Source organism: Pseudomonas sp. W5-01, assembly GCF_046540435.1.
Classification (GTDB): domain Bacteria; phylum Pseudomonadota; class Gammaproteobacteria; order Pseudomonadales; family Pseudomonadaceae; genus Aquipseudomonas; species Aquipseudomonas graminis_B.
Genome location: NZ_JAXCIP010000003.1, coordinates 768,606 through 789,925, shown reverse-complemented (window position 1 = coordinate 789,925; position 21,320 = coordinate 768,606). Strand labels below are relative to the sequence as shown.

At 60.7% G+C, this 21,320-nt stretch carries 17 protein-coding genes; 16 read left to right on the top strand and 1 reads right to left on the bottom strand.

Annotated features, from left to right (window positions below):
• Positions 1–835: 835 nt before the first annotated feature.
• Complete coding sequence (locus SLW75_RS13525) at positions 836–1,126, top strand: hypothetical protein (RefSeq protein ID WP_065986263.1); 291 nt, start codon at positions 836–838, stop codon at positions 1,124–1,126.
• Positions 1,127–1,255: 129 nt separating this feature from the next.
• Here SLW75_RS13525 and SLW75_RS13520 read toward each other — a convergent pair whose 3' ends face one another.
• Positions 1,256–3,064 carry an aminopeptidase P family protein gene (locus SLW75_RS13520; protein ID WP_410934677.1) on the bottom strand — a complete coding sequence of 603 codons (1,809 nt, stop codon included), beginning with the start codon at positions 3,062–3,064 and terminating at the stop codon, positions 1,256–1,258.
• A gap of 912 nt (positions 3,065–3,976) precedes the next feature.
• Here SLW75_RS13520 and SLW75_RS13515 point away from each other — a divergent pair.
• The 15 genes from SLW75_RS13515 (at position 3,977) to SLW75_RS13445 (ending at position 21,318) form a co-directional block, all read left to right on the top strand.
• Positions 3,977–4,762, top strand: coding sequence for a hypothetical protein (locus SLW75_RS13515; protein ID WP_410929375.1), 786 nt, complete (start codon positions 3,977–3,979; stop codon positions 4,760–4,762).
• A gap of 102 nt (positions 4,763–4,864) precedes the next feature.
• A complete protein-coding gene (locus SLW75_RS13510) occupies positions 4,865–5,986 on the top strand; it encodes a DegT/DnrJ/EryC1/StrS family aminotransferase (RefSeq protein ID WP_410934676.1) in 1,122 nt (373 codons plus the stop codon).
• A gap of 42 nt (positions 5,987–6,028) precedes the next feature.
• Positions 6,029–7,543: a lipopolysaccharide biosynthesis protein gene (locus SLW75_RS13505; protein ID WP_410934675.1), complete on the top strand. Its 1,515-nt coding sequence runs from the start codon at positions 6,029–6,031 to the stop codon at positions 7,541–7,543.
• 17 nt (positions 7,544–7,560) lie between these two features.
• On the top strand, positions 7,561–8,490 hold the full coding sequence (locus SLW75_RS13500) for a glycosyltransferase family 2 protein (RefSeq protein ID WP_410929373.1): 930 nt from the start codon (positions 7,561–7,563) through the stop codon (positions 8,488–8,490).
• The gene (locus SLW75_RS13495) at positions 8,480–8,932 is read left to right on the top strand and encodes a low molecular weight protein-tyrosine-phosphatase (protein ID WP_065986257.1); all 453 of its coding nucleotides are present in this window, start codon (positions 8,480–8,482) and stop codon (positions 8,930–8,932) included. The genes SLW75_RS13500 and SLW75_RS13495 overlap by 11 nt, the downstream gene beginning before the upstream one ends.
• A complete protein-coding gene (locus tag SLW75_RS13490; RefSeq protein ID WP_410934674.1) occupies positions 8,933–11,149 on the top strand; it encodes a polysaccharide biosynthesis tyrosine autokinase in 2,217 nt (738 codons plus the stop codon).
• A gap of 27 nt (positions 11,150–11,176) precedes the next feature.
• The gene (locus SLW75_RS13485; protein WP_192134824.1) at positions 11,177–11,977 is read left to right on the top strand and encodes a WbqC family protein; all 801 of its coding nucleotides are present in this window, start codon (positions 11,177–11,179) and stop codon (positions 11,975–11,977) included.
• Positions 11,978–11,982: 5 nt separating this feature from the next.
• On the top strand, positions 11,983–12,516 hold the full coding sequence (gene rfaH / locus SLW75_RS13480; RefSeq protein ID WP_192134822.1) for a transcription/translation regulatory transformer protein RfaH: 534 nt from the start codon (positions 11,983–11,985) through the stop codon (positions 12,514–12,516).
• Between the two features lie 107 nt (positions 12,517–12,623).
• Positions 12,624–13,625 carry a glycosyltransferase gene (locus tag SLW75_RS13475; protein WP_192134820.1) on the top strand — a complete coding sequence of 334 codons (1,002 nt, stop codon included), beginning with the start codon at positions 12,624–12,626 and terminating at the stop codon, positions 13,623–13,625.
• Complete coding sequence (locus SLW75_RS13470; RefSeq protein WP_410934673.1) at positions 13,622–14,875, top strand: glycosyltransferase family 4 protein; 1,254 nt, start codon at positions 13,622–13,624, stop codon at positions 14,873–14,875. Before SLW75_RS13475 ends, SLW75_RS13470 begins: the two co-directional genes overlap by 4 nt.
• A gap of 100 nt (positions 14,876–14,975) precedes the next feature.
• Positions 14,976–16,298: a hypothetical protein gene (locus SLW75_RS13465; RefSeq protein WP_065986252.1), complete on the top strand. Its 1,323-nt coding sequence runs from the start codon at positions 14,976–14,978 to the stop codon at positions 16,296–16,298.
• A 102-nt stretch (positions 16,299–16,400) separates the two neighbouring features.
• Complete coding sequence (locus tag SLW75_RS13460) at positions 16,401–17,522, top strand: glycosyltransferase family 4 protein (protein WP_065986251.1); 1,122 nt, start codon at positions 16,401–16,403, stop codon at positions 17,520–17,522.
• Between the two features lie 9 nt (positions 17,523–17,531).
• On the top strand, positions 17,532–18,572 hold the full coding sequence (locus SLW75_RS13455; RefSeq protein ID WP_410934672.1) for an acyltransferase family protein: 1,041 nt from the start codon (positions 17,532–17,534) through the stop codon (positions 18,570–18,572).
• 96 nt (positions 18,573–18,668) lie between these two features.
• On the top strand, positions 18,669–19,892 hold the full coding sequence (locus SLW75_RS13450; protein WP_410929365.1) for a glycosyltransferase family 4 protein: 1,224 nt from the start codon (positions 18,669–18,671) through the stop codon (positions 19,890–19,892).
• Between the two features lie 13 nt (positions 19,893–19,905).
• Positions 19,906–21,318 (top strand): undecaprenyl-phosphate glucose phosphotransferase, encoded by a 1,413-nt coding sequence (locus SLW75_RS13445; RefSeq protein WP_410934671.1) that lies wholly within the window; start codon positions 19,906–19,908, stop codon positions 21,316–21,318.
• The last annotated feature ends 2 nt before the right edge of the window (positions 21,319–21,320 follow it).

Sequence of the window (21,320 nt, the reverse complement as noted above, 5' to 3'; positions counted from 1 at the left end):
TTCAATCTGAGCCATGATCAAACTCTTCAGTTCAATACTGCAATTAGGTTTTGAGAAAACCTTATAAACTTGGCTCAGCAATCGTTGGTTAAACCATGATTTCTCGTGGAGCAACTTGCGATGCTGATAATCTTGCGACTTCAGTCTTACAGCACAAGCACCCACACGAATTGCTTGATTCAGTTGTTAAAGAGCGGGTGGTTAAGATCTTTCGTCTCAACCGAGGCGCGCATTCTACAGCGTCTCTTGTATCTGTCAAGCGGTTATTTTAAGAAGTTTTCAAAGTTTCCTGATCAACTTCAACCACTTGCGCTTCGTTCGACTTGGCGTCTCACGTCAGCGGGAGGCGAATTCTACAGCGTTACAACCTGCTGTCAACTGCCTTTTTCACCGCTGTCGATTCAAGCATCTGAACCGAAGCACTCCTCGCTGCTTACTTCGTCCAACTCTTTGATTATCAACGAGTTTTCCGTTTCGTCTGCGCCGGAAGTGGGGCGAATTATAGACAGATCCAGAGGGGCGTCAAGCACTTATTTGAACTTATATCGCAATCACTGATATTTGGCGCCTTTGCTGCTTAACAGACCGTTAGCCGTGGGGTCTTATAGGGAGCGCGAGCCTCGTGACCCGCTGCGCATGCGGCTCCGAATCGCGAGCTACAGCACTGCCATCGACGCGATACACGATGTCACTGGCATTTGTCTCACTATTGAGCGATGTTTAGCCCGTGCGCCTTAACATGGTGCCCCTGCCCCACATGGACGTGAAGGTCGGCGGCGGCATGCGAATTCTGGATAGTCACTGACCGCAATGTGCCGGTCAGGTAAGGATATGAATGAAGTACTTTTTGATGGCACTGGCAGCATTGGCTGTCGCTGGTTGCGCAGCGACGTCTAAACCGGTCATGGGCAAACGCGGGATTCATATCAACTGCTCGGGGCTTTCGTCCTCATGGGAGCAGTGCTATGACATGGCGACCAACTCCTGCGTGTCCAAGCAGTACCGGGTGATCGCCAAATCCGGTGACGGCGCCGAAGACACTGGAGGCTACCCGCTCGGTCTCAATCCTGCGGGGTACACCAGTCGCAGCATGATCATCGTGTGCAAAAAACCGACGAATCCCTAGTCGGCCACCGGCATACCAGCATACCAGCATCTGACGACCCGCGGCGTTTGAAAGGCGTCTATATAGATAGAGAACGCCAGGCGCAGGCCCGTAAGTGATGCCACCGCCTACGCAGCGGTGGCAGCGGCATCAGACCGCTTGAGTACGACCGTTCAGCCAGGCCAACGCGGCGCCCTCCACTAATGGAGTGAGGCGCTGTCTGACTTGAGCGTGGTATTCATTAAGCCATTCATGCTCCTCATGCGTGAGCAAACCGATTTCAAGGCAGCGCGTGTCTATCGGGCACAGCGTGAGGGTCTCGAACTTGAGAAACTCGCCGAACTCGGTCTTGCCCGCCTCTTGGTTAATCACCAGGTTTTCAATACGGACGCCCCACTGTCCCGGCCGATACGTACCTGGCTCGATCGACGTAATCATCCCCGGCTGCATTGCGGTCTGCGGCGTGGCAGCAGCCTGATAGGCAATGACCTGCGGGCCTTCGTGCACGTTAAGGAAATAGCCGACGCCGTGACCGGTGCCGTGGCCATAGTTGACGCCGTCGGCCCAGATCGGCGCGCGAGCAATTGAGTCAAGCAATGGCGAAAGAATGCCCCGGGGGAAGTGAGCTCGGGACAGCGCGATGACACCCTTCAGGACACGCGTGCAGTCACGCTTCTGCTCAGCCGTCGGCGTGCCCACGGGCACCATGCGGGTGATGTCGGTCGTGCCGCCCAGGTATTGGCCGCCGGAATCGATCAGCAGCAAGCCGTCACCTTCGATTTGCGCGTGCTCTTCTTCCGTGGCGCGGTAATGAGGCATGGCCCCGTTGCCGTTAAAGCCGGCGATGGTGGCGAAGCTCTGGGACACATAGCCCGGCCGACGGGCCCGCGCAGCGCTGAGTTTCTCGTCAATCGTCAGTTCGCTGACGGGCTCTTTGCCCAGCGCTGAATCCAGCCAGGCGAAGAACTCGCACAGCGCTGCCCCATCCTGCTCCATCGCCTGGCGGATATGCCGGGTGTCGGCGGCGCTTTTCTGCGATTTGAACAGCGTGGTCGGGTTGAGGCCTTCGATCAGCGTCACTTCGCTGTCGAGATAATCCAGCAGGCCACAGGTGACGCGTGCCGGATCGACCAGCAGCTTCGCATCTTTAGGCACGTTGCGCAGCGCGCTGCCGATGCGCGTGTATTCATGCAGGGTGATGCCCTCCTGTTCGAGGGTACTGCGTAGCGCGGCGTCGACTTTCTCTGACGCGACAAACAGGTTGACACTGTTCGGGCCGATCAGGGCGAAAGAAATGAACACCGGGTTGTAGGAGACATCGGCCCCGCGCAGGTTAAACAGCCAGGCGATGTCGTCCAGCGTGGCGATGAAATGCCAGTCCGTGCCACGCTCGGCCATCACTGCGCGCAGTCGAGTGAGTTTGTCGGCACGGGTTTCGCCAGCGTGGGGCGTTGAGTGCTCATAAACAGCCTGAGCCGGCAACGCAGGCCGGTCATCCCACAGTTCAGTCAAGGGGTCGAGGTCCGTGCGCAGCCGTGCGCCTTTCTCGTACAGATTCGCAGCCAGCGTACGCGACGACGCCACGGCCAATACCGCGCCATCCACTGCGACGACGGAATCCGTCCTGGCTTGCTCGGCGAGCCAGTCAAGTGGGCCGGTCTGACCCGGCTGCAGTTTGACCAGCTCGATGCCGCTGCCTGCCAGCTCCTTGCTCGCCTGCTCCCAATAACGACTGTCAGCCCAGACACCGGCGAAGTCCTGGGTGATGATCAAAGTGCCGACGGAGCCGTGGAAGCCGGACAGCCACTGCCGCCCTTGCCAGTAACCCGGCAGATATTCAGAGAGATGAGGGTCGGCCGACGGCACCAGCCAGGCGTCGATGCCTTCACGGCTCATCAGGGCGCGCGCTTGCGCAAGGCGTTGCATCGCCACTCCAGTGGTTTTCGACTGCGTATTCATTGAATCTCCTGGTGACCCGAATTGTTTGCATCGCAGACCCGGATAATGGAGCAGCGATCAAGGCTGAGCAACCGCAGCGCCGCATCCACCCAACGCATGGGAATTGAGCGCTCGGACAACGGCATCGAGCACCTGCGTAATCCTCGGGCCTGTCACCCACTCAGCCACATTGATTTATATATAACCCAACACTGTTCTTTGTATAAAACTGCAACACCGCCGTGATCAGTTGTTGGGGCAATTCAAACTCAGGTGGTTAGTTAACTCGACGCATAATGACCACTGAATGCGCCATTCAAAAATCGAGCGCCATAAAACCGTTGCCCCCGGTCCACGCCCAAGTTCTGACGTTGGAAATACGTCTTCCCTGTCATTTCTGGTTGTCAAAGCGCCGGTCTTGGCGAGCGCCTAAAAAGCGTCGCGCACTAGGACAGGGCAGTGATGTTTTATTGACTGTCAGTAAAATCAATAACTTAGAGAGTCTGATCGCCCGCTGATCAAAAAATTAACAGAATGATGGCGAAATAATTTGACAGAAAGTCCGCCTCCGTCGATATATACGCATGTCCAATGTTTTCCCGTTTTTGCAGCGCGACCTTAGAGCCGTGCGCCGAGAGCATTCCGACTTAATTACTCTGCGACTGCCCATGAAATTAACGATTCCAACGGTGTGAAATCAGCGCCGGTGGGCAGTTTTTGGTTTAAAGAAAGCTTTTCCGAATTACTGAATATGCTCGGTGGGGCGGTAGCTTTGCCCAACGGTTTAGTCAGCCAGTGATGTATGAAGCAACCGTTTGAATGCACATATTAATGAATACAACGGCAGGATCTGCAGATTCGGGCGGTAGCGTGCCTGAAGCGTAATGCTCTCCCCTCCCCTGCACTCCTCACTCCCTACGAGGGCCTGATGCAATGCCTCTATCTTTCGACATGGATGAGCAGCTGGTTCAGCGACTGGCTGACGAAATCGATACCAACGGCTTTGCAAAACTGAACGCGGCCGTGCCTGATACGGACCTGCAGCAGTTGCGGGCCTGGACTGACGAACAGGCGCAGAAACACCAGGGCGAATACTTTGCCTACCACGGTGAGGCGGCACTTAGCGAAAGCCTGCTGGCGAGCTACTGGTCCGACCCGCGCTTCAAGACACTGCTGGGTCGCCTCTATCACCATGCGGCCCGCCGCGACGCCGCCAGTGACCGCATCTTTCCGGTGCTGCGCTGCGTGCAGGGCAACCAGGGCAAGCGCGAGTCCAACAGCTTTCATTACGACGCCAGCCTGGTGACTGCACTGATCCCGGTGTTCATTCCCAGTGAAGGAGAAGGACGCGGCGATCTGATGCTGTTTCCGAACATCCGCCGGGTGCGCTCATGGGTGGTGTTCAACGTGATCGAGAAAGCCCTGCTGCAGAACAAGATCACCCGCAGCTGGATCATCAAAGGCATGCAGCGCAACTGGCTCAAGCCGTACGTCCTGCGCCTGGAGCCGGGCAGCGTTTATTTCTTCTGGGGTTATCGGAGCCTGCACGCCAACCAGGCCTGCCGGCCAGACGTGAAGCGCGCCACCGCGCTCTTCCACTTCGGCGATCCCCATGCAGGCAGCCTGGCCACCCGATTGATCCTGAAAATCAATCAGGGCCGCGCGCGGCGGATGAGCAGCAAGGCAGGCAACCCGCCGCCGGCCTCCACCCCCAGCTGATTTCGCTCGAACCTGGCGTTGATGGCCCGGCGTCACACCGGCGCCACCGCATCACGGCCCGGAAAGCCTTTTAAAAGCTGTGCATCTGAAATGGAGAATTCGATGATCAACGTCACCAAGACCTACCTGGGCGATATCGACAAGTTCAAAGGATACGTCGAGGGCATTTATGCACGCGGCTGGCTGACCAACCACGGGCCGCTGGTGTGCGAGCTCGAACAACGCCTGAAAGATTACCTGGGCGTCAAACACGTCATCCTCACCAACAACGGCACCCTGGCCCTGCAAGTCGCCTACCGCGCGCTGGGCCTGAGCGGCAGCGCCGTGACCACGCCGTTCAGCTTCGTGGCCACCAGCAGTTCGTTGCAGTGGGAAGGCATTCGCCCGATCTTCGCCGACATCGACGCCCAGACCTGGAACATTTCGCCCGAGCACATCGAAAGCCGCATCGTCTCCGACACCACTGCCATTGTCGGCACCCATGTGTTCGGCAACCCGTGCGCGGTTGAGCGCATCGAAGAGATCGCCCGTCGGCGCAATCTGAAAGTCGTGTACGACGGCGCCCATGCCTTTGCCGTACGCCACGCCGGCCAGTCGGTGCTCAATTGGGGTGACCTCAGCACGCTGAGCTTTCACGCCACCAAGTTGTTTCACACCATCGAAGGCGGCGCGATCATCACCAACGATGACGAAACCGCGCGCCGTGCTCACCTGCTGTGCAACTTCGGCATCGCCGACGTCGACAAGATCGACGGGATCGGCATCAACGCCAAGCTCAACGAATTCTCCGCCGCGATGGGCCTGTGCATTCTCGACGACATCGAGAACATTCTTCAGGAACGCGCTGAAATCGCTGACCGCTACACCACCCGCCTGGGGGATTACGTCGACCTGCAGCGGCCGGAAAGCAACAGCGAACTCAACCACAGCTATTACCCGATCGCCCTGCGCGACGAACAACAACTGCTGCGTTTGCGTTCGGCGCTGAACACCAACGGGATCAACCCGCGCCGTTACTTCTACCCGTCCCTGGACACCCTCGAGTACCTGCAGCCGCAAGCGGCACAAACCGCTTCGCGTTCCTTGAGCGAGCGCGTGCTTTGCCTGCCGATTTACCCGGGCCTGCTGCACGACGATCAGGATCGCGTGATCAACACCGTGATCGCCGAAACCAGCGCCGCCCACTCGCCGTACCGTGTGCCGTCCCTCGCGAAGGTCATGTAACCCCGCCGCGCCATTCATCCCGTTACGCCGGAAGGACTTTCGATGTCAACCAAGCGCTCAGTCATACGCAACACTGCGTTGAGCTATGCAGGCCAGGCCTACACGCTGCTCGTGGGGATCCTGATCATGCCGTTCTACCTCGGCCACATGGGCGCCGAGGCATACGGGCTGATCGGATTCTTCTCGGTGCTGCAGGCCTGGCTGCAATTGCTGGACGCAGGGATGTCGCCGAGTCTGGTCAGGGCGGTGGCCCATCGTCAGGGCAGCGATGGACTGGATCGCTACACCGGGCGCCTGCTGCGTTCGTTCGAGATCATCTTCCTGCCACTGGCGGGCCTCTGCTGCGTGGCGATGTATGCCGGCAGCGGATGGATCGCGGTGCACTGGCTCAATGCCCAGGAACTGACGACTGAGACGCTGGTGCAGTGCATCGGGCTGATGGGAATCGTCATCGCCCTGCGCTTGTTTTCAACGCTGTACAAAAGCGGGATTCAAGGCCTTGAACAGCATGCATGGCTGAACATCGCCAACGTGATGATCGCCACGCTGCGCTACTTCGGCGGCCTGCTGCTGGTGAGCACGATTTCCAACGACCCGGTGCACTTCTTCGAATTCCAGGCGCTGGTGGGCTTGATCGAAGCGTTGATCTTCGCGGGCCGTGCCTATCAGCAGATGCCGACGCCGTCGGCGCTGACCGGTTTCGACTGGGAGCTGGTCAGGCCGATCATCCCGTTCGCGGCCAGCATGTCCGGCACTGCGGTGCTGTGGATCGTGCTCACCCAGATCGACAAAGTGTTGCTCTCCGAGCTGCTGCCGCTCAATGAATACGGTTACTTCTCGCTGGTGGCGCTGATCACCACCGGGATCATGATGCTCTCCAACCCGCTGGCGCAGACGCTGCTGCCGCGCCTCACCGTGTTGATGGCTGAAGGGCGCCGGGACGACATGCATCAGCTGTATCTCGCGGCCAACCGGTTTGTGTGCACGTTCCTGTTTCCCCTCGCGGCGCTGATCGCGCTGCACGCCGACGAGATGGTGTTTGCCTGGTCGGGCGACCGGCCTGCCGCCGACTGGAGCCGGACGATTCTGCCGTGGTACTCGCTGGGCAGCGCCATCATGGCGGTCAGCGCGTTCCAGTTTTACCTGCAATACGCCTATGGGCGCATGCACCTGCACGTCTGGTACAGCGTTGTTTCAGCGCTGATCACGGTGCCGGTGATGTTTCTGGCGATTCGCGGCTACGGCGCTTACGGCGCGGCGATCGCCTGGTTCGTATTGCGCGTCGTGTCCTTCGCCATCTGGCCTGTGATCGTGCACCAGCGTCTGGCCCCGGGGATTCACAGCCAATGGCTGCGCGACATCATCCGCATCAGCGTGATGACCGGCGTGGGCCTTGCGATCACCGAGCCGCTGCTGCGCCTGATCGCCAATGAGAACCGCATCAGCATCTTCCTGGGTCTGGCCGTCTGCGGCCTGCTCACGCTGCTGATGGTGGCCGCCAGCTACAAGCCGCTGGTGATGAAGATTTCCGTTTTGTTCAGCAAACCCAGTGTTTAACTCCGAGTACTCAAGCCATGGATGCTACTAGCAATAAGACGAGCGCCTCGCCGTGCGCCGCGCCCCTGGTCAGCATCGTCTGCCCAGCCTACAACCAGGAGGCCTATGTCGCGCAGACGCTGGAAGGCTTCCTGATGCAGCAAACCACGTTCGCATTCGAAATCCTGGTGAACGACGATGCCTCCACGGACGGCACCGCCCGCATCATTGCCGATTACGTCAAACGCTTCCCGACGCTGATACGCCCCTTCTACCACGAGACAAATCAGTACTCGCAGAACAACCCGCCGGTGCCGCGTCTGTTCGGCGAAGCACGGGGCCGCTACATCGCCTATTGCGAAGGCGACGACTACTGGACGGACCCGCGCAAGCTGCAGATCCAGGTGGATTTTCTCGAGAACAATCCGGATTACGTGCTGACCTACCACGACGCGATCCCCTTCGACATCAGCGGCCAGTACCCGATCCAGCTGCAAGGCAAGCTGCGCGGGGATGCCACGGCGCTGGAGCTACAGAAGGCGCGGCCGATCTCGACGCTGACCACGGTGTTCCGCAACGTGTTCGAGTCGTTGCCCCCCGAGCTGCGCGCCGCGCCGCTCAATGATCTGGTCTGGTGGTCGCTGCTCGGCGCCTACGGCAAGGGCAAATTCATGGGCGAGGTCAAGCCGGCCATGTACCGATTGCACCCGGGCGGCGTGTTTTCCATGCGCTCCAACAAACGCAAGCTGCACATGGCGCTGCAGACCTCGGGCGCCCTGGCCAACTACTACAACCGGCTCGGTCATCAAGAGCTGTATGAGCATTTCCTGATGGAGCTGGTCGAGTACTCGCTGTCGGCGATTACCCCCAAACGCAAGATGCAGACACTCCTGGCTGTTGGGCAGAACTTCACCGCAAACATCAGCAAGAGACTGATGACGACCCTCAGCAAAGGTCATGTTCAGTAACGTCCTGGTGGTCTGCGTCGGCAATATCTGTCGCAGCCCCATGGCCGAAGCCATGTTCCGACAACGGGTGCCAAACGCGCGCGTCCAGATCTCGTCGGCCGGGACCCACGCCATGCTCAGTTCCACCATCGACCCGCTGGCTCAGGCCGTGCTGCACGTCAACGGTGTCCCCGCCCACAAACATCGAAGCCGTCAGATCGATCGGCAGATGCTCCACGAAGCTGAGCTGATCCTGGTCATGGAGCATCGTCAGACCCAGAGCGTCCTCAAGCTGGCCCCCGAGGTACGCGGCAAGACGTTTCTGATTGGCAAATGGCAACAAGCGCTGGAAATCGCCGACCCCTACCGGCGCCCGAAACTAGCCTTTGAACAGACCTACGAGCAGCTTTCGCGTTGTGTCGACGACTGGCTTCCTTATCTTCAGTCAGGAGATCCAAGATAAATGACCGCTATGAACCGTACTTCTCTGGACGAGGTCCAGGACTCCCGGATCGATTTGGCGACTATCTTGCGCACACTTTTCGATCACAAAGGATTGATTGCGTCGATTGTCGGCATCTGCGTCCTGCTCGGCGCCACCTACGCCATTCTGGCCACGCCGATCTTCCAGGCCAACGCGATGATTCAGATCGAGCCGCGCAAAGTCGGCATCGAAGGCCGCACCGAAATTTCCAGCAAGCCGCTGTCGGTGTCCCAGGCGACCACCGAAATCGAGCTGATCAAATCCCGCGCAGTGCTGGGCAAGGTCGTCGATGACCTCAAGCTGTACATCGTGCAGAAGCCTAAATACATCCCGGGGCTGGGCAGCTACATGGCGCGTCGGTTCAAGCCGGAGCGTGAAGGCGCAGTGGCCGATCCAATGTTCGGCTTGAATAGCTACGCCTGGGGTGGCGAGAAAATCGACGTGTTCCAGCTGGACGTGCCGGACGCGCTGCTGGGTGAAAAGATGACCATGGTGGCGGGCAAGCCTGGCACCTTTACCCTCTATGACGAAGACCGCAACAAGCTGCTCAGCGGCCCGGTCGGCCAGACTGTGGAAGGCAGCGGCATCAAGATCCAGGTGGCGGCGCTCAATGCCCGTCCGGGCACCGAGTTCACCGTGGCGCGTCAACGCACCCTGACCACCGCGCTGGATTATCAGGACCGTCTGAAAATCATGGAAGCGGGCAAGGACTCCGGGATCGTCTATCTGTCGATCCAAGACCCCGACCCGGCACTGGCCAAACGCATCCTCAACGAAGTCAGCCGCCTGTATGTGCGTCAGAACGTCGAGCGCAGTTCGGCCGAAGCCGCCCAGCGTCTGGAGTTCCTGCGTTCGCAACTGCCTGCCGTGCGCAAGCAGCTGGAGCAGTCGGAAATCGCGCTGAACAACTTCCAGATGGGCGCCAAGTCGGTTGACCTGAGCGTTGAAACCAAGTCCGTTCTGGATCAGGTGGTCAAGCTGGAAGGCACCCTGTCAGACCTGAAAATGAAGCGCGTCGACGTCGAGCGTCTGTACACGCCGGAGCATCCGACCTACCGCGCCCTGATGACGCAGATCGGCCAGGTTGAATCGCAGAAAGCCGCGCTGCTGAAGAAGATCGAAGCCCTGCCGGCCACGCAACAAGAGTTGCTGCGGCTGAACCGGGACATGCAGGTCACCTCGCAGACCTACACCCTGTTGCTGGACAAGAGCCAGGAGCAGGACATTCTGCGCGCGGGCAGCATCGGCAACGTCCGCATCATCGACAACGCCGACGCCAACGTCGAAGAGCCGGTCAAGCCGATGCGCAAAATCATCGTGCTGGTCGCGGCCCTGATCGGTCTGCTGCTGGCCGTTGCCACCGTGTTTGTGCGCCAGGCGTTCTATCGCGGTGTGGACAACCCGGAAGTCATCGAAAACCTCGGCATGCCGGTGTACGCATCGCTGCCGTATTCGCGACTGCAGGAACGCATGGAGAAGGCCGCCCAGAGCCGTTCGACGAGCAAAGAGCCACGCCTGCTGAGCGTCAGCGCGCCGACGGAACTGGCGATCGAAGCGTTGCGCAGCCTGCGCACCAGCCTGCACTTCGCCATGCTTGAAGCCCGCAACAACGTGCTGATGATTTCCAGCCCGACGCCGGGCGTGGGCAAGTCGTTCGTCTCCAGCAACCTGGCGGTGATCATTGCGCAGACCGGCAAACGCGTGTTGCTGATCGACGCCGACATGCGCAAAGGCTACCTGCACAAGATGTTCAACCTGACGCCCAAGCATGGTTTGTCGGACACCCTCGCCGCGCGTCTGGGCAGCAAGGAAGTCATCAACCACACGGAAGTGCGCAACCTGGACTTCATCTCCTGCGGTTACGCGGCGCCGAACCCGTCCGAGCTGTTGATGCACGACAACTTCAACAAAATGATCAGCGAGCTGTCGCCGCTGTACGACCTGGTGATCATCGACACCCCGCCGATTCTGGCCGTGACCGATGCTACGCTGGTCGGCCGCCAGTCCGGCACCTGCCTGCTGGTGACCCGCTTCGGCCTGAGCACCGCCAAGGAAATCGAAGCGTGCAAGCGCCGCTTGATGCACAACGGCATTCTGATCAAGGGGGCGATCTTCAACGGTGTCCTGCGCAAGGCGTCGACCGCCGACTACGACTGCGCCGCCTACGGTTACGACTACACCACGGTCCGCAAGTAAATCGATACGCACGCCAAGGAGACACACATGGCCAGGACCCTTGCAGTGATGCAGCCGTATCTGTTTCCCTACCTGGGTTACTTTCAGCTCATTGCCGCCGCAGACGTCTTCGTCCTGGGAGACGATCTGCAGTATGTGCGGTCCGGCTGGGTCAATCGCAACCGCATCCTGCACAACGGCGAAGCGAAGCTGATCAGCTTCCCGTTGCAGAAAGACCGCTTTGAGCTGCAGATCAATCAACGTCAACTCTGCAACCACTTCAGCGATGAAGCGCTGCGGCTGATTGATCTGCTCGCCGAGAGCTATCGCGAGGCGCCCTGTTTCGCGCAGGTCATGCCGCTGCTGGAGCGGTTGATCCGTTTTCCGCAGCAGAACATCGCGCTGTATGCCGAACACGCCATCCGTGAAATCTGTGCTTATCTACACATCGTGACGCCGATCCTGCGCAGCTCGGACCTTATACTGGGTAGCGCTGCGGACAAGCAGGAGCGCATCATCCGCATCGCTCACACGTTTGAAGCCACCACGTTCATCACCCCGGAAGGCGGATCGGTGCTCTACGACCGTGATCACTTCGCCCGCAACGGTTTGCTGGTGCGGTTCTTCCGGATGAACCCGGTGGTGTATCGGCAGTTTCGGCAACCTTTTGTCGCCAACCTGTCGATCATTGATGTGCTGATGTTCAACTGCGTCGAGCAGGTGCAGCAGATGTTGACCGAATACGGGCTGGACAAGCATCCATCCTGCGCCGGGCCGGGCATAATGCGCGGGCTGGCACAAAAACCTGACGTTGTCCTGACCGGGTCGCACCGGATCGCAGTGGAGTGAAATGTATGTCTGAAGTCGTCAACAGCGCCTGTGGTTCCGCGCGGTGGTACCTCATCCAGACCAAACCCCGCCAGGAAGCACGCGCGGCAGAGCACCTGCAACGTCAGCAGTTCGAGTGCTACCGCCCGGTCAAGCACGGCGAGAAAAAACGCGGCTCACGGGCACCGGCCGAAGAAGAGCTCTTCCCCGGCTACCTGTTCATTCACATGGATCAAGCCAGCGACAACTGGTACCCGATCCGCTCGACCCGCGGCGTGGCACGCATCGTCACCTTCGGCGGCATGCCGGTTCCGGTGCAGGATGCGTTGATCGAGCAAATCCGCCAGCGTCTGTTGGCGCCGTTGGCGCCGCCGGCCAGGGTCGCCTTTCAAGAAGGTGAAACGGTGCGGATCACCGCCGAGGGCTTCAACGACGTCGAGGCGATCTTCCTCGCCGCCGACGGTGATGAACGCGCGGTGATTCTCCTTAACCTGCTGCAACGCGAGCAAAAGGTCAGCCTGCCGGTCAGCAGCCTGTCGCGGATGCAAGTCCAGGCTTGAACCGAGCCTTACTGCCCTTCAACTTCTTGCACCTCTGATCCACACATCCTGATTCCCACGGGGCTGATGCTTTCAGCCTCTTGCCCCCCCTTCGCCCGGAACTCGCCATGACCCAGAAAACCACACTGGTGACGCTCACCTATGGTGATCGTTTCAACTACCTGCACACGCTGGTCAGCCGCTCCCTGGAAAGTCCGCTGATCGATCGCGTGATCATCGTCAGCAACGCGTCCACCGCGCCGCTGGACACCCTGCGGCGCACTTGGCCGAATCAGGTCAGCGTGATCTACATGCACGAGAACACCGGTTCGGCGCGGGGCTATTCGGTGGGAATCCAGGCCGCGCTGGACGCCGGTGCCGAGCACATCTGGCTGATGGACGATGACAACGCGCCGACCATCAACGCCATCGCCACACTGCATCAGGTGCTCGAAGAACGTAAACGCATCGACGGCGAAGACAAGGCCGCCGTGCTGGGCTTTCGTCCAACCCATCAGGCGGACATCGCCGCCGGCGTGCCGAACCGCTTCGCCATTCAGCGGCGCTCGAGCTTCTTCGGTTTTCACATCGCGCAGCTGCCTTACAAGATCTGGCGCCGACTGCCGTGGGGCGCGCCGCAAAGCCCGCACCGCAAACTGCCCATGGTGCAGTTGCCGTTCGCCACGTACGGCGGCCTGCTTGCCCACCGCACTCTGTATCGCCGCATCGGCCTGCCGCTGGACGCGTTGATGCTGTACGCCGACGACAGCGAATACACCTTTCGCATCACCGCCGGTGGCGGCCGGATCTTTCTGGTGCCGGACGCCTTGCTCGACGACCTGGAAAGCTCGTGGAACATCAAGGCGCGCACCAACAACATCTACGAGAGCTTCCTGCTGGGGGGCTCGGACTTGCGCGCCTACTACGGCGCACGCAACCAGGCCTGGTTCGACAAAAACATCTGGGCCAATTCGTCGCTGCTGTACGGCCTCAACCGCTGGGTGTTCTTCCGCCTGCTGCGGCTGATCGCCAAGCGGCGCGGTGCCGATGAGCGCCTCGGCCTGATCGAACAAGCCATCCGCGACGGTGAGTCCGGGGTACTGGGTCTGAATCAGTCGTATCCATTATGAAAATACTGTTCATCAGCAGCCTGTATGCCCCTCACATTGGAGGCGGCGCGGAAATCATTCTTCAGCGTACCGTCGAAGGCCTGCAGCAGCGCGGCTGTGAAGTCAGCGTGCTGGTGACCGGCCCCGACGCGGGCTTGAGCGTTGAAGCGGTGAACGGCGTCAAGGTCTACCGGGCCGGCCTGCGTAATTTCTACTGGCATTTCGGCGCACAACGGCCTGGCCGTCTGGCGCGCCTGGGCTGGCATTTGCGGGATCGCTACAACGGCGCAATGCGCCGCTACGTGAAACACGTCATCGGCAACGAGCAGCCGCAACTGGTGGTCTGCCACAACCTGGCCGGCTGGTCGGTGTCGGTCTGGGACGAGATCACTGCAGCAAAACTGCCGATCGTGCAGGTGCTGCATGACATGTACCTGATGTGCCCGAGCAGCAACATGTTCAAACGCGGCCAGTGCTGCCAGGAGCAATGTGGCAGCTGCCAGACTTTCCGCAAGGGCCACGACGCGCGCTCGGCCCAGGTCGCGGCGGTGGTCGGTGTCAGCCGCTTCATTCTGGAAAAGCTGCAGCAGCGCGGTTATTTCAGCGCCGCCAGCCCGTACGTGGTGCACAACGCCAGCCCGTTCACCCCGCCGACTGCCTCGCCCCATCAGCGGCGGCAAACGGATCTCGCAGTGAAAAAAGCGCCGTTGCGCTTCGGCTACATGGGCACGCTGTCCCATCAGAAAGGCGTGGCCTGGCTGATCGAGCAATTTCAGCGACTGCCCTTCGACGCCACGCTGCAGATCGCCGGGCGTGGCCAGACGGATGACGAAGCCACCTTCAAGGCGCTGGCGAATTCGTCGAAGATCAGCTTCGTCGGTTATCAGACGCCTGAAACGTTCTACCGCCAGATCGACGTCGCCGTGGTGCCGTCGCTGTGGAACGAGCCGTTCGGCATGGTTGCCGTCGAAGCCTGCGCCCACTCGGTGCCGGTCATTGCCAGCCGCATGGGCGGCTTGCCGGAGATCATTCAGGACCCGCTCAACGGTTTGCTGTGCGACCCGCAGGACCCCGACTCACTGGGCCAGGCGATGTTGCGTTTGCACCAGAACCCGGAATTGCTGGCGCGCCTGAGCGGTCAAGCGCGGGTCAGCGTGGCGTCATTACTGAACCTTGAATTGATGCTCGACAGTTACCAAAGCATTTTTGCCCAGACGCTGCTGGACGACATTGCCCAGCCCAATCGGGACACGCTGCCCCACCCGGTCTGAACACAGCGGCATGCCTGCACGTGATGCCGACATTAACGCCGACGGCCCGAGACCTACCTGAGCAAGTGCTCCGGACCGTGCCTCTTCACTGAGACAAGCCATGCTCATCCCATACCTGACCCGGTTACGACGACCCTCGGCCGTCCTGTTGCTGGGCTTGTTGATCAGTTGCGCCACGCGGGCTGACGAAGCGTTCATCATCGGCGTCGACACGCACTTGATGAACAAACCCGGCACCTCCGGCCGCGCGCTGCAGCTGCTCAAAGCGGCGGGTGTCGACTCGGTGCGCGACGATGCCTATTGGTCCAGCGCCGAGCCCCGACGAGGGTTATTGAAGATTGAGCCTTCGTGGCAGTCATTCCTGAGCACCGCCCAGGAAAACCGCCTGCGACCGCTGTTGGTGCTGGGCTACGGCAACCCGTTTTACGAGAACTACGCCAAACCGCGTAAACCCTCGATGCGCGATGCTTACGGCAACTACGCCAGCTTCGTCACTCGCCAGCTCACCGACAGCGTGGACTTCTACGAGATCTGGAATGAGTGGGACAAGGAAAACCCGGTCGATCCTGGGTTCGCCGAAGACTACAGCCTGCTCATCGAACAGACCGCCAAGCGCATTCGCGCCAATCAGCGGCCGATGGTGATCCTGGCCGGCGCGGTGACGAGCCAGGGCATGGACCTGGGGTTTGCCGATCGGCTGGTGGAATCGGGGGTGCTCAACCATGTCGACGGGCTGTCGCTTCATCCCTATGTGTATTGCCGTTCGGATGAGCGCAACACCCCGGAAAACTGGATTGCCTGGCTGCGGCGGATCAGCGAGGACCTGACGGAAAAGAACCGCAACAAAGAGCCGGTGCCGCTGTACCTCACTGAAATAGGCTGGCCCAGTAATGACGGCCGCTGCGGCGGTGACGAGAAGATTCAGGCGGCGTTTCTGGCGCGCAGTTTCTTCCTGGCGCAGACGATGCCCAACATCAAGGGCATGTGGTGGAACGGCCTGCTCAACGATGGCCCCGACGGCACTGACCCGGAGCAGAACTTCGGTCTGCTGAATCAGGACCTGAGCGTCAAGCAGGCGTACCTGACGCTGAAGGCCATCAGCCCGACGCTGCATCAATTCCGCTACGACGCTGAAAAGAGTCGGGAAATCGACTCGCAATACCTGCTGCGGTTCGCCCGGGGTTCGGAACAGATCATGGTCGCCTGGACCGCCGGGCTGCCGCGATCGATCAAGGTAGACGCCAGCAGCGTGTTGCGCGGCAACGTGCAATACATCGACACCCGCCAGCCGCAACGCGGGCTGGTTGACAGCGGTATCCCGTGGAACTGCAACGACGGGCGTTGCTCGGCGCAAGTGCCGATTGATGACTTCCCGAAAATAATAAGCCTGGGCACACGCCCGGCACTGTTTGCCTTGCCCTGATTTCTGCCTTTTTTATTTCGGCCCTTCTTTTGGGCGCCCCTTCATCCAGGGCGCTGACGGCTCTGCGCACGACCCCTTTATCTCTTCTACAGGTCGACCACAATGATTGTGATCAATGCACGTTTCCTGACCCAGGAATTGCGTGGCGTTCAACGCTTCGCCGAACAGATCTGCCTGGCCCTCAAGCAGCTGCGCGACGACGTGGTGTTCGTTGCGCCCCACGGCATTCAGATGCACGAGAGCGCCAAGGCCCTCGACGTGCAATGCATCGGCAGCCACCGCGGCCACCTGTGGGAACAACTGGACCTGCCGCTGTACCTCCGCCGTCAGGGCAACCCGCTGCTGATTTCCCTGTGCAGCACCGCGCCGCTGTTTTACCGCAACCAGATCGCGACCCACCACGACGTCACCTATGTGCGTCACCCGGAAAGCTACACCCGCACGTTCCGAATGCTGTACCGGACCATGACGCCGATCATGCTGTCCCGGATCAAATCGCTGCTGACGGTGAGCGCCTTCTCCAAGGGCGAAATCTCGCAGTTCTACAGATTCCCGGAGAAGAAAATCTTCGTGGTGCCCAATGCCGTCAGCGGTGCGTTTCAACCGGGCCCGCCCCTTAAAGAGCAACAGGACTACCTGCTGGCGGTGTCTTCGCCCAGCGCGCACAAGAATTTCAGCCGGATGATTCAGGCGTTTCTGCTGCTGCGCGGTCATGATGATCTGCAACTGCGCATCGTCGGTGGCGCCAGCGGGATTTTCAGCGACGACAACCTGCAGCGCTTGGCCAGTCGTGACCCACGCATCCGCTTTCTGGGCCGCCTGAGCGACGACGAACTGATCAGCCAGTACCAGGGCGCAACGGCCTTTGTGTTTCCGTCGCTGTATGAAGGCTTCGGCATTCCGCCCCTGGAAGCCCAGGCGTGCGGTTGCCCGGTGCTGGCGGCGAACGCGGCGTCGATTCCTGAAGTGCTGCAGGCCAGCGCGCTGTATTTCGACCCGCTGGACATTGAGCACATGGCCGCCGCCATGGAGCGCATTCTGACTGACATGCCGTTGCGGCTGTCGCTGCGCCGACGCGGACTGAACAACGTGGCGCGGTTCTCCTGGGAAGAATCGGCGCGCCAGGTTTCCCAACGCATCGACGCGCTGCTGAGTCCGGCCAGAGACCGGCGCAGCAGCCAGGGCAGCGATGCCCTGGGTCGTGAATCTTCCAGCAAGCTCTGAGGCACTGCCATGAAACGCCTTGCCTACCTCGACGCGTTGCGCGGCATCGCTGCCTTGATGGTGGTCTTCACCCATTTGTACGCACCGGTGATCGGTCACGTCTGGGCGCTGGATTACCTGATCGACCCCGGCAAATTGGGGGTGCTGTGGTTTTTCATGATCAGCGGCGTAGTGATTCCCTACAGCCTCAAGCCGGTGCCCGACGGCGCCCGACGCTTTCTGATCTCACGTTTCATGCGTTTGTACCCGGCCTACTGGCTGTCGCTGGTGTTGTTTGTGCTGATGCTTCAGTTGACCGGCGCGCCGCTGCCGTCCTGGCCGCAGATCGTCGCCAACCTGACCATGGTGCAAGCGGCACTGGGCTTCGACGACGTGGTCGGCCTGTACTGGACGCTGTTCATCGAACTGGTGTTCTACGGCCTGTGCCTGGCGTTGTTCATCGCCGGCAAGCTGTACGACCTGGCGTTCCGGGCGCGCTGTTCGCTGGTGTTTCTGCTCGCCGCGCTGGCAATGGGCATTGCCCGCGCACTGACCGAACACAAACTGCCGGTGGCGCTGCCTCTGGCGTTGTCGCTGATGTTCTTCGGCTCGGTGTGGCGCCAGTGGTTGCTGGCCGAACACAGCGCGGCGCTGACGCGAAACCTGAACATGTTGTTCGTGGCCTTCGCCGTGCTGCTGCCGCCGACGCTGATCATGGCTTACAGCAAGGACATGGGCACCGGCGAAACCTGGGGCCGTTACTGCTTCACCTACGCCGTGGCCATCGTCAGCTTCGTGCTGCTGACCCGCAGTGTGCGTCTGAACCACCCGGCGCTGGTCTGGCTGGGCGCAGTGAGTTATTCGCTGTACCTGCTGCACCCGTCGATGGGCATGCTCAGCGAGTTTCTGCTGCGCGGGACCGACGCACCGGGCCTGCTGGTGGCGCTGGTCGCGACGGTGCTGACCCTGGGCGCCGCCCATCTGTGCTTTCGCTACATCGAACACCCTTTCATCCAGCTCGGAAAACGCCTCAATAACCGCAACGCCAAGACGCAGCCTGTGAGCGTCTGATTTAGCGCCTGCGAACATGGAAAGGTTCTGGGACCGCCCTCGCGAGCTTCGCTCGACGTGCCGGGCGTCCTTCGGCCGTTAATGCAGAGAATTCCAATGAAAATTGCAATCGTCCACGACTGGTTGGTGACGTACGCCGGTGCCGAAAGGGTTTTGGCATCGCTGATCAACATCTGGCCCGAGGCGGACCTGTTCTCCGTCATCGATTTCCTCAGCGACCAGGACCGCGCCCAATTGGGCGGCAAGGTCGCGACAACCACGTTCATCCAGCGCCTGCCCAAGGCCAAAACCAAATACCAGCGCTACCTGCCGCTGATGCCGATGGCCATCGAGCAACTGGACCTGTCCGGTTACGACCTGATCATCAGCAGCAGCCACGCCGTGGCCAAAGGCGTGTTGTGCGGCCCGGACCAGTTGCACGTCAGCTACGTGCACTCGCCGATTCGCTACGCCTGGGACCTGCAGCATCAGTACCTCAAAGAGGCGAACCTGAGCACCGGCCTGAAAGGCAAAGTGGCGCGGATGATCCTGCATTACATGCGCATGTGGGATCAGCGCACCGCCGCCGGCGTCGATGACTTCATCGCCAACTCGCACTTCATTGGCGCGCGCATCACCAAGGCCTACCGTCGCGAATCCACGGTGATCTACCCGCCCGTGGACACCCGCGGATTCGCGCTGCAGGAACAGAAGCAGGATTACTACTTCACCGCCTCGCGCATGGTCCCGTACAAGCGCATGCCGATGATCATCGAAGCCTTCGCGGCCATGCCGAACAAGCGGCTGGTGGTGATCGGCGACGGTCCGGAAATGGACAAGGCCAAGGCCGCTGCGGCCAACGCGCCGAACGTTACGCTGCTGGGTTATCAGCCGTTCGCGGTGTTGCAGGAACACATGAGCAACGCCAAGGCGTTCGTGTTTGCCGCCGAAGAGGATTTCGGCATCAGCCCGGTGGAAGCCCAGGCCTGCGGCACGCCGGTCATCGCGTTCGCCAAGGGGGGCGTGGTGGAAACGGTCTGCGGCCTGGATCATCCGCAGCCCACCGGCGTGCTCTACCCGGAGCAGAGCGTGGCGTCGCTGATGGCCGCCATCGAGACGTTCGAGATCAACGGTTCACGCATCACCGCGCAAGCCTGCCGGAGCAACGCCGAGCGCTTCAGCGAAGCCCGCTTCGAGCAGGAAATGCGCCAGTTCGTCGAGGCCCGCCTGAGCGCTGCCCGTCAGAGCCGCCAGCCAGCACACACCCGGCCGATCCTGAGCGCGCCGACGCTGGTCAGCAGCGACCTCTCCGCCCGCGTTGTTCCGATCAAATCCGTCTGAGCGAGCACAGAATATGCGCACTCCATTACGGGGCATCCTGCATGCCCATTCATCGTCGCTGTCCGTCGCTCACCGGCTGCTCGATCTGGCGGTCATCGCGGTCGGCGGTTATGGCATCAACCTGCTCGCCGGCACGCCGATGAGCGCCGAAGCCTGGATGCAGATTCTGCTGGCGGCGGTGGCTTTTCACTGGCTGGCTGAATACCACCAGCTGTACGGCTCGTGGCGGGGCGAGCGCATCGTGCGCGAGCTGCTGAAGGTCGCCAATTACTGGGGCCTGGCCTTCGTGCTGCTGCTGTTCGTCGACTACCTGCTGTTACAGCCCGACCATCTGGCCGACAACAGCCAGATGGCCTGGTTTGCCGCCGTGCTGGTAACGCTGTGTGGCTACCGTCTGGCGATCCGCAGCGTGCTGCACAGTTTGCGCGCCCAGGGTTTCAATACCCGGCGCGTGGCGATCGTCGGCACCGGCCATTGCGGCGAGCGCCTGGCGATGTCCATCGAGCGCGCGCCCTGGATGGGCCTGAACTTGCTGGGCTTTTATGACCAGGCGCCGCAGCAGATCGACCTGGCGCGCATTGGCCGGCGCATTCCGGTGCTGGGCGATCTGGATCAACTGATCCAGGACGCCCGCGACGGCAAAATCGACAAGGTCTACATCACCCTCGAACTCGGTGCACAGGAACGTTTGCAGGCACTGATCAAAGGCTTGAGCGACACCACCGCGTCGGTCTACGTGATCCCGGACGTTTTCATGTTCGAGTTGCTGCACGCCCGCAGCGAGAGCATCAACGGCCTGCCCAGCATCAGCATTTTCGACTCGCCCATGGACGGCGCCTGGAGCGTGGTCAAGCGGCTGGAAGACATCGTGCTGTCGAGCATCATCCTGACCATGATCGCCCTGCCGCTGATCCTGATTGCCCTGGCGATCAAGCTCACCTCCCCCGGCCCGGTGCTGTTCCGTCAACGCCGTTACGGGCTGGACGGTCGGCCGATCATGGTCTGGAAATTCCGCAGCATGAGCGTGCAGGAAAACGGCTCGGTGGTGACCCAGGCCACGCGCAACGACAGTCGCATCACGCCGCTGGGCGCGTTCCTGCGGCGCACTTCGCTGGACGAGCTGCCGCAGTTCTTCAATGTGCTGCGCGGCGATATGTCCATCGTCGGCCCGCGCCCCCACGCCGTGGCGCACAACGAGCAGTACCGCAAACAGGTGTCGGGTTACATGCTGCGGCACAAGGTCAAGCCGGGCATCACCGGCTGGGCACAGATCAACGGCTGGCGCGGCGAAACCGACACGCTGGACAAGATGCAGAAACGCGTTGAATTCGACCTGCAGTACATCGAGCACTGGTCGGTCTGGCTGGACCTGAAAATCATCCTGCTGACGCTCTTCAAAGGCTTCGTCAACAAGAACGCCTTCTAAAA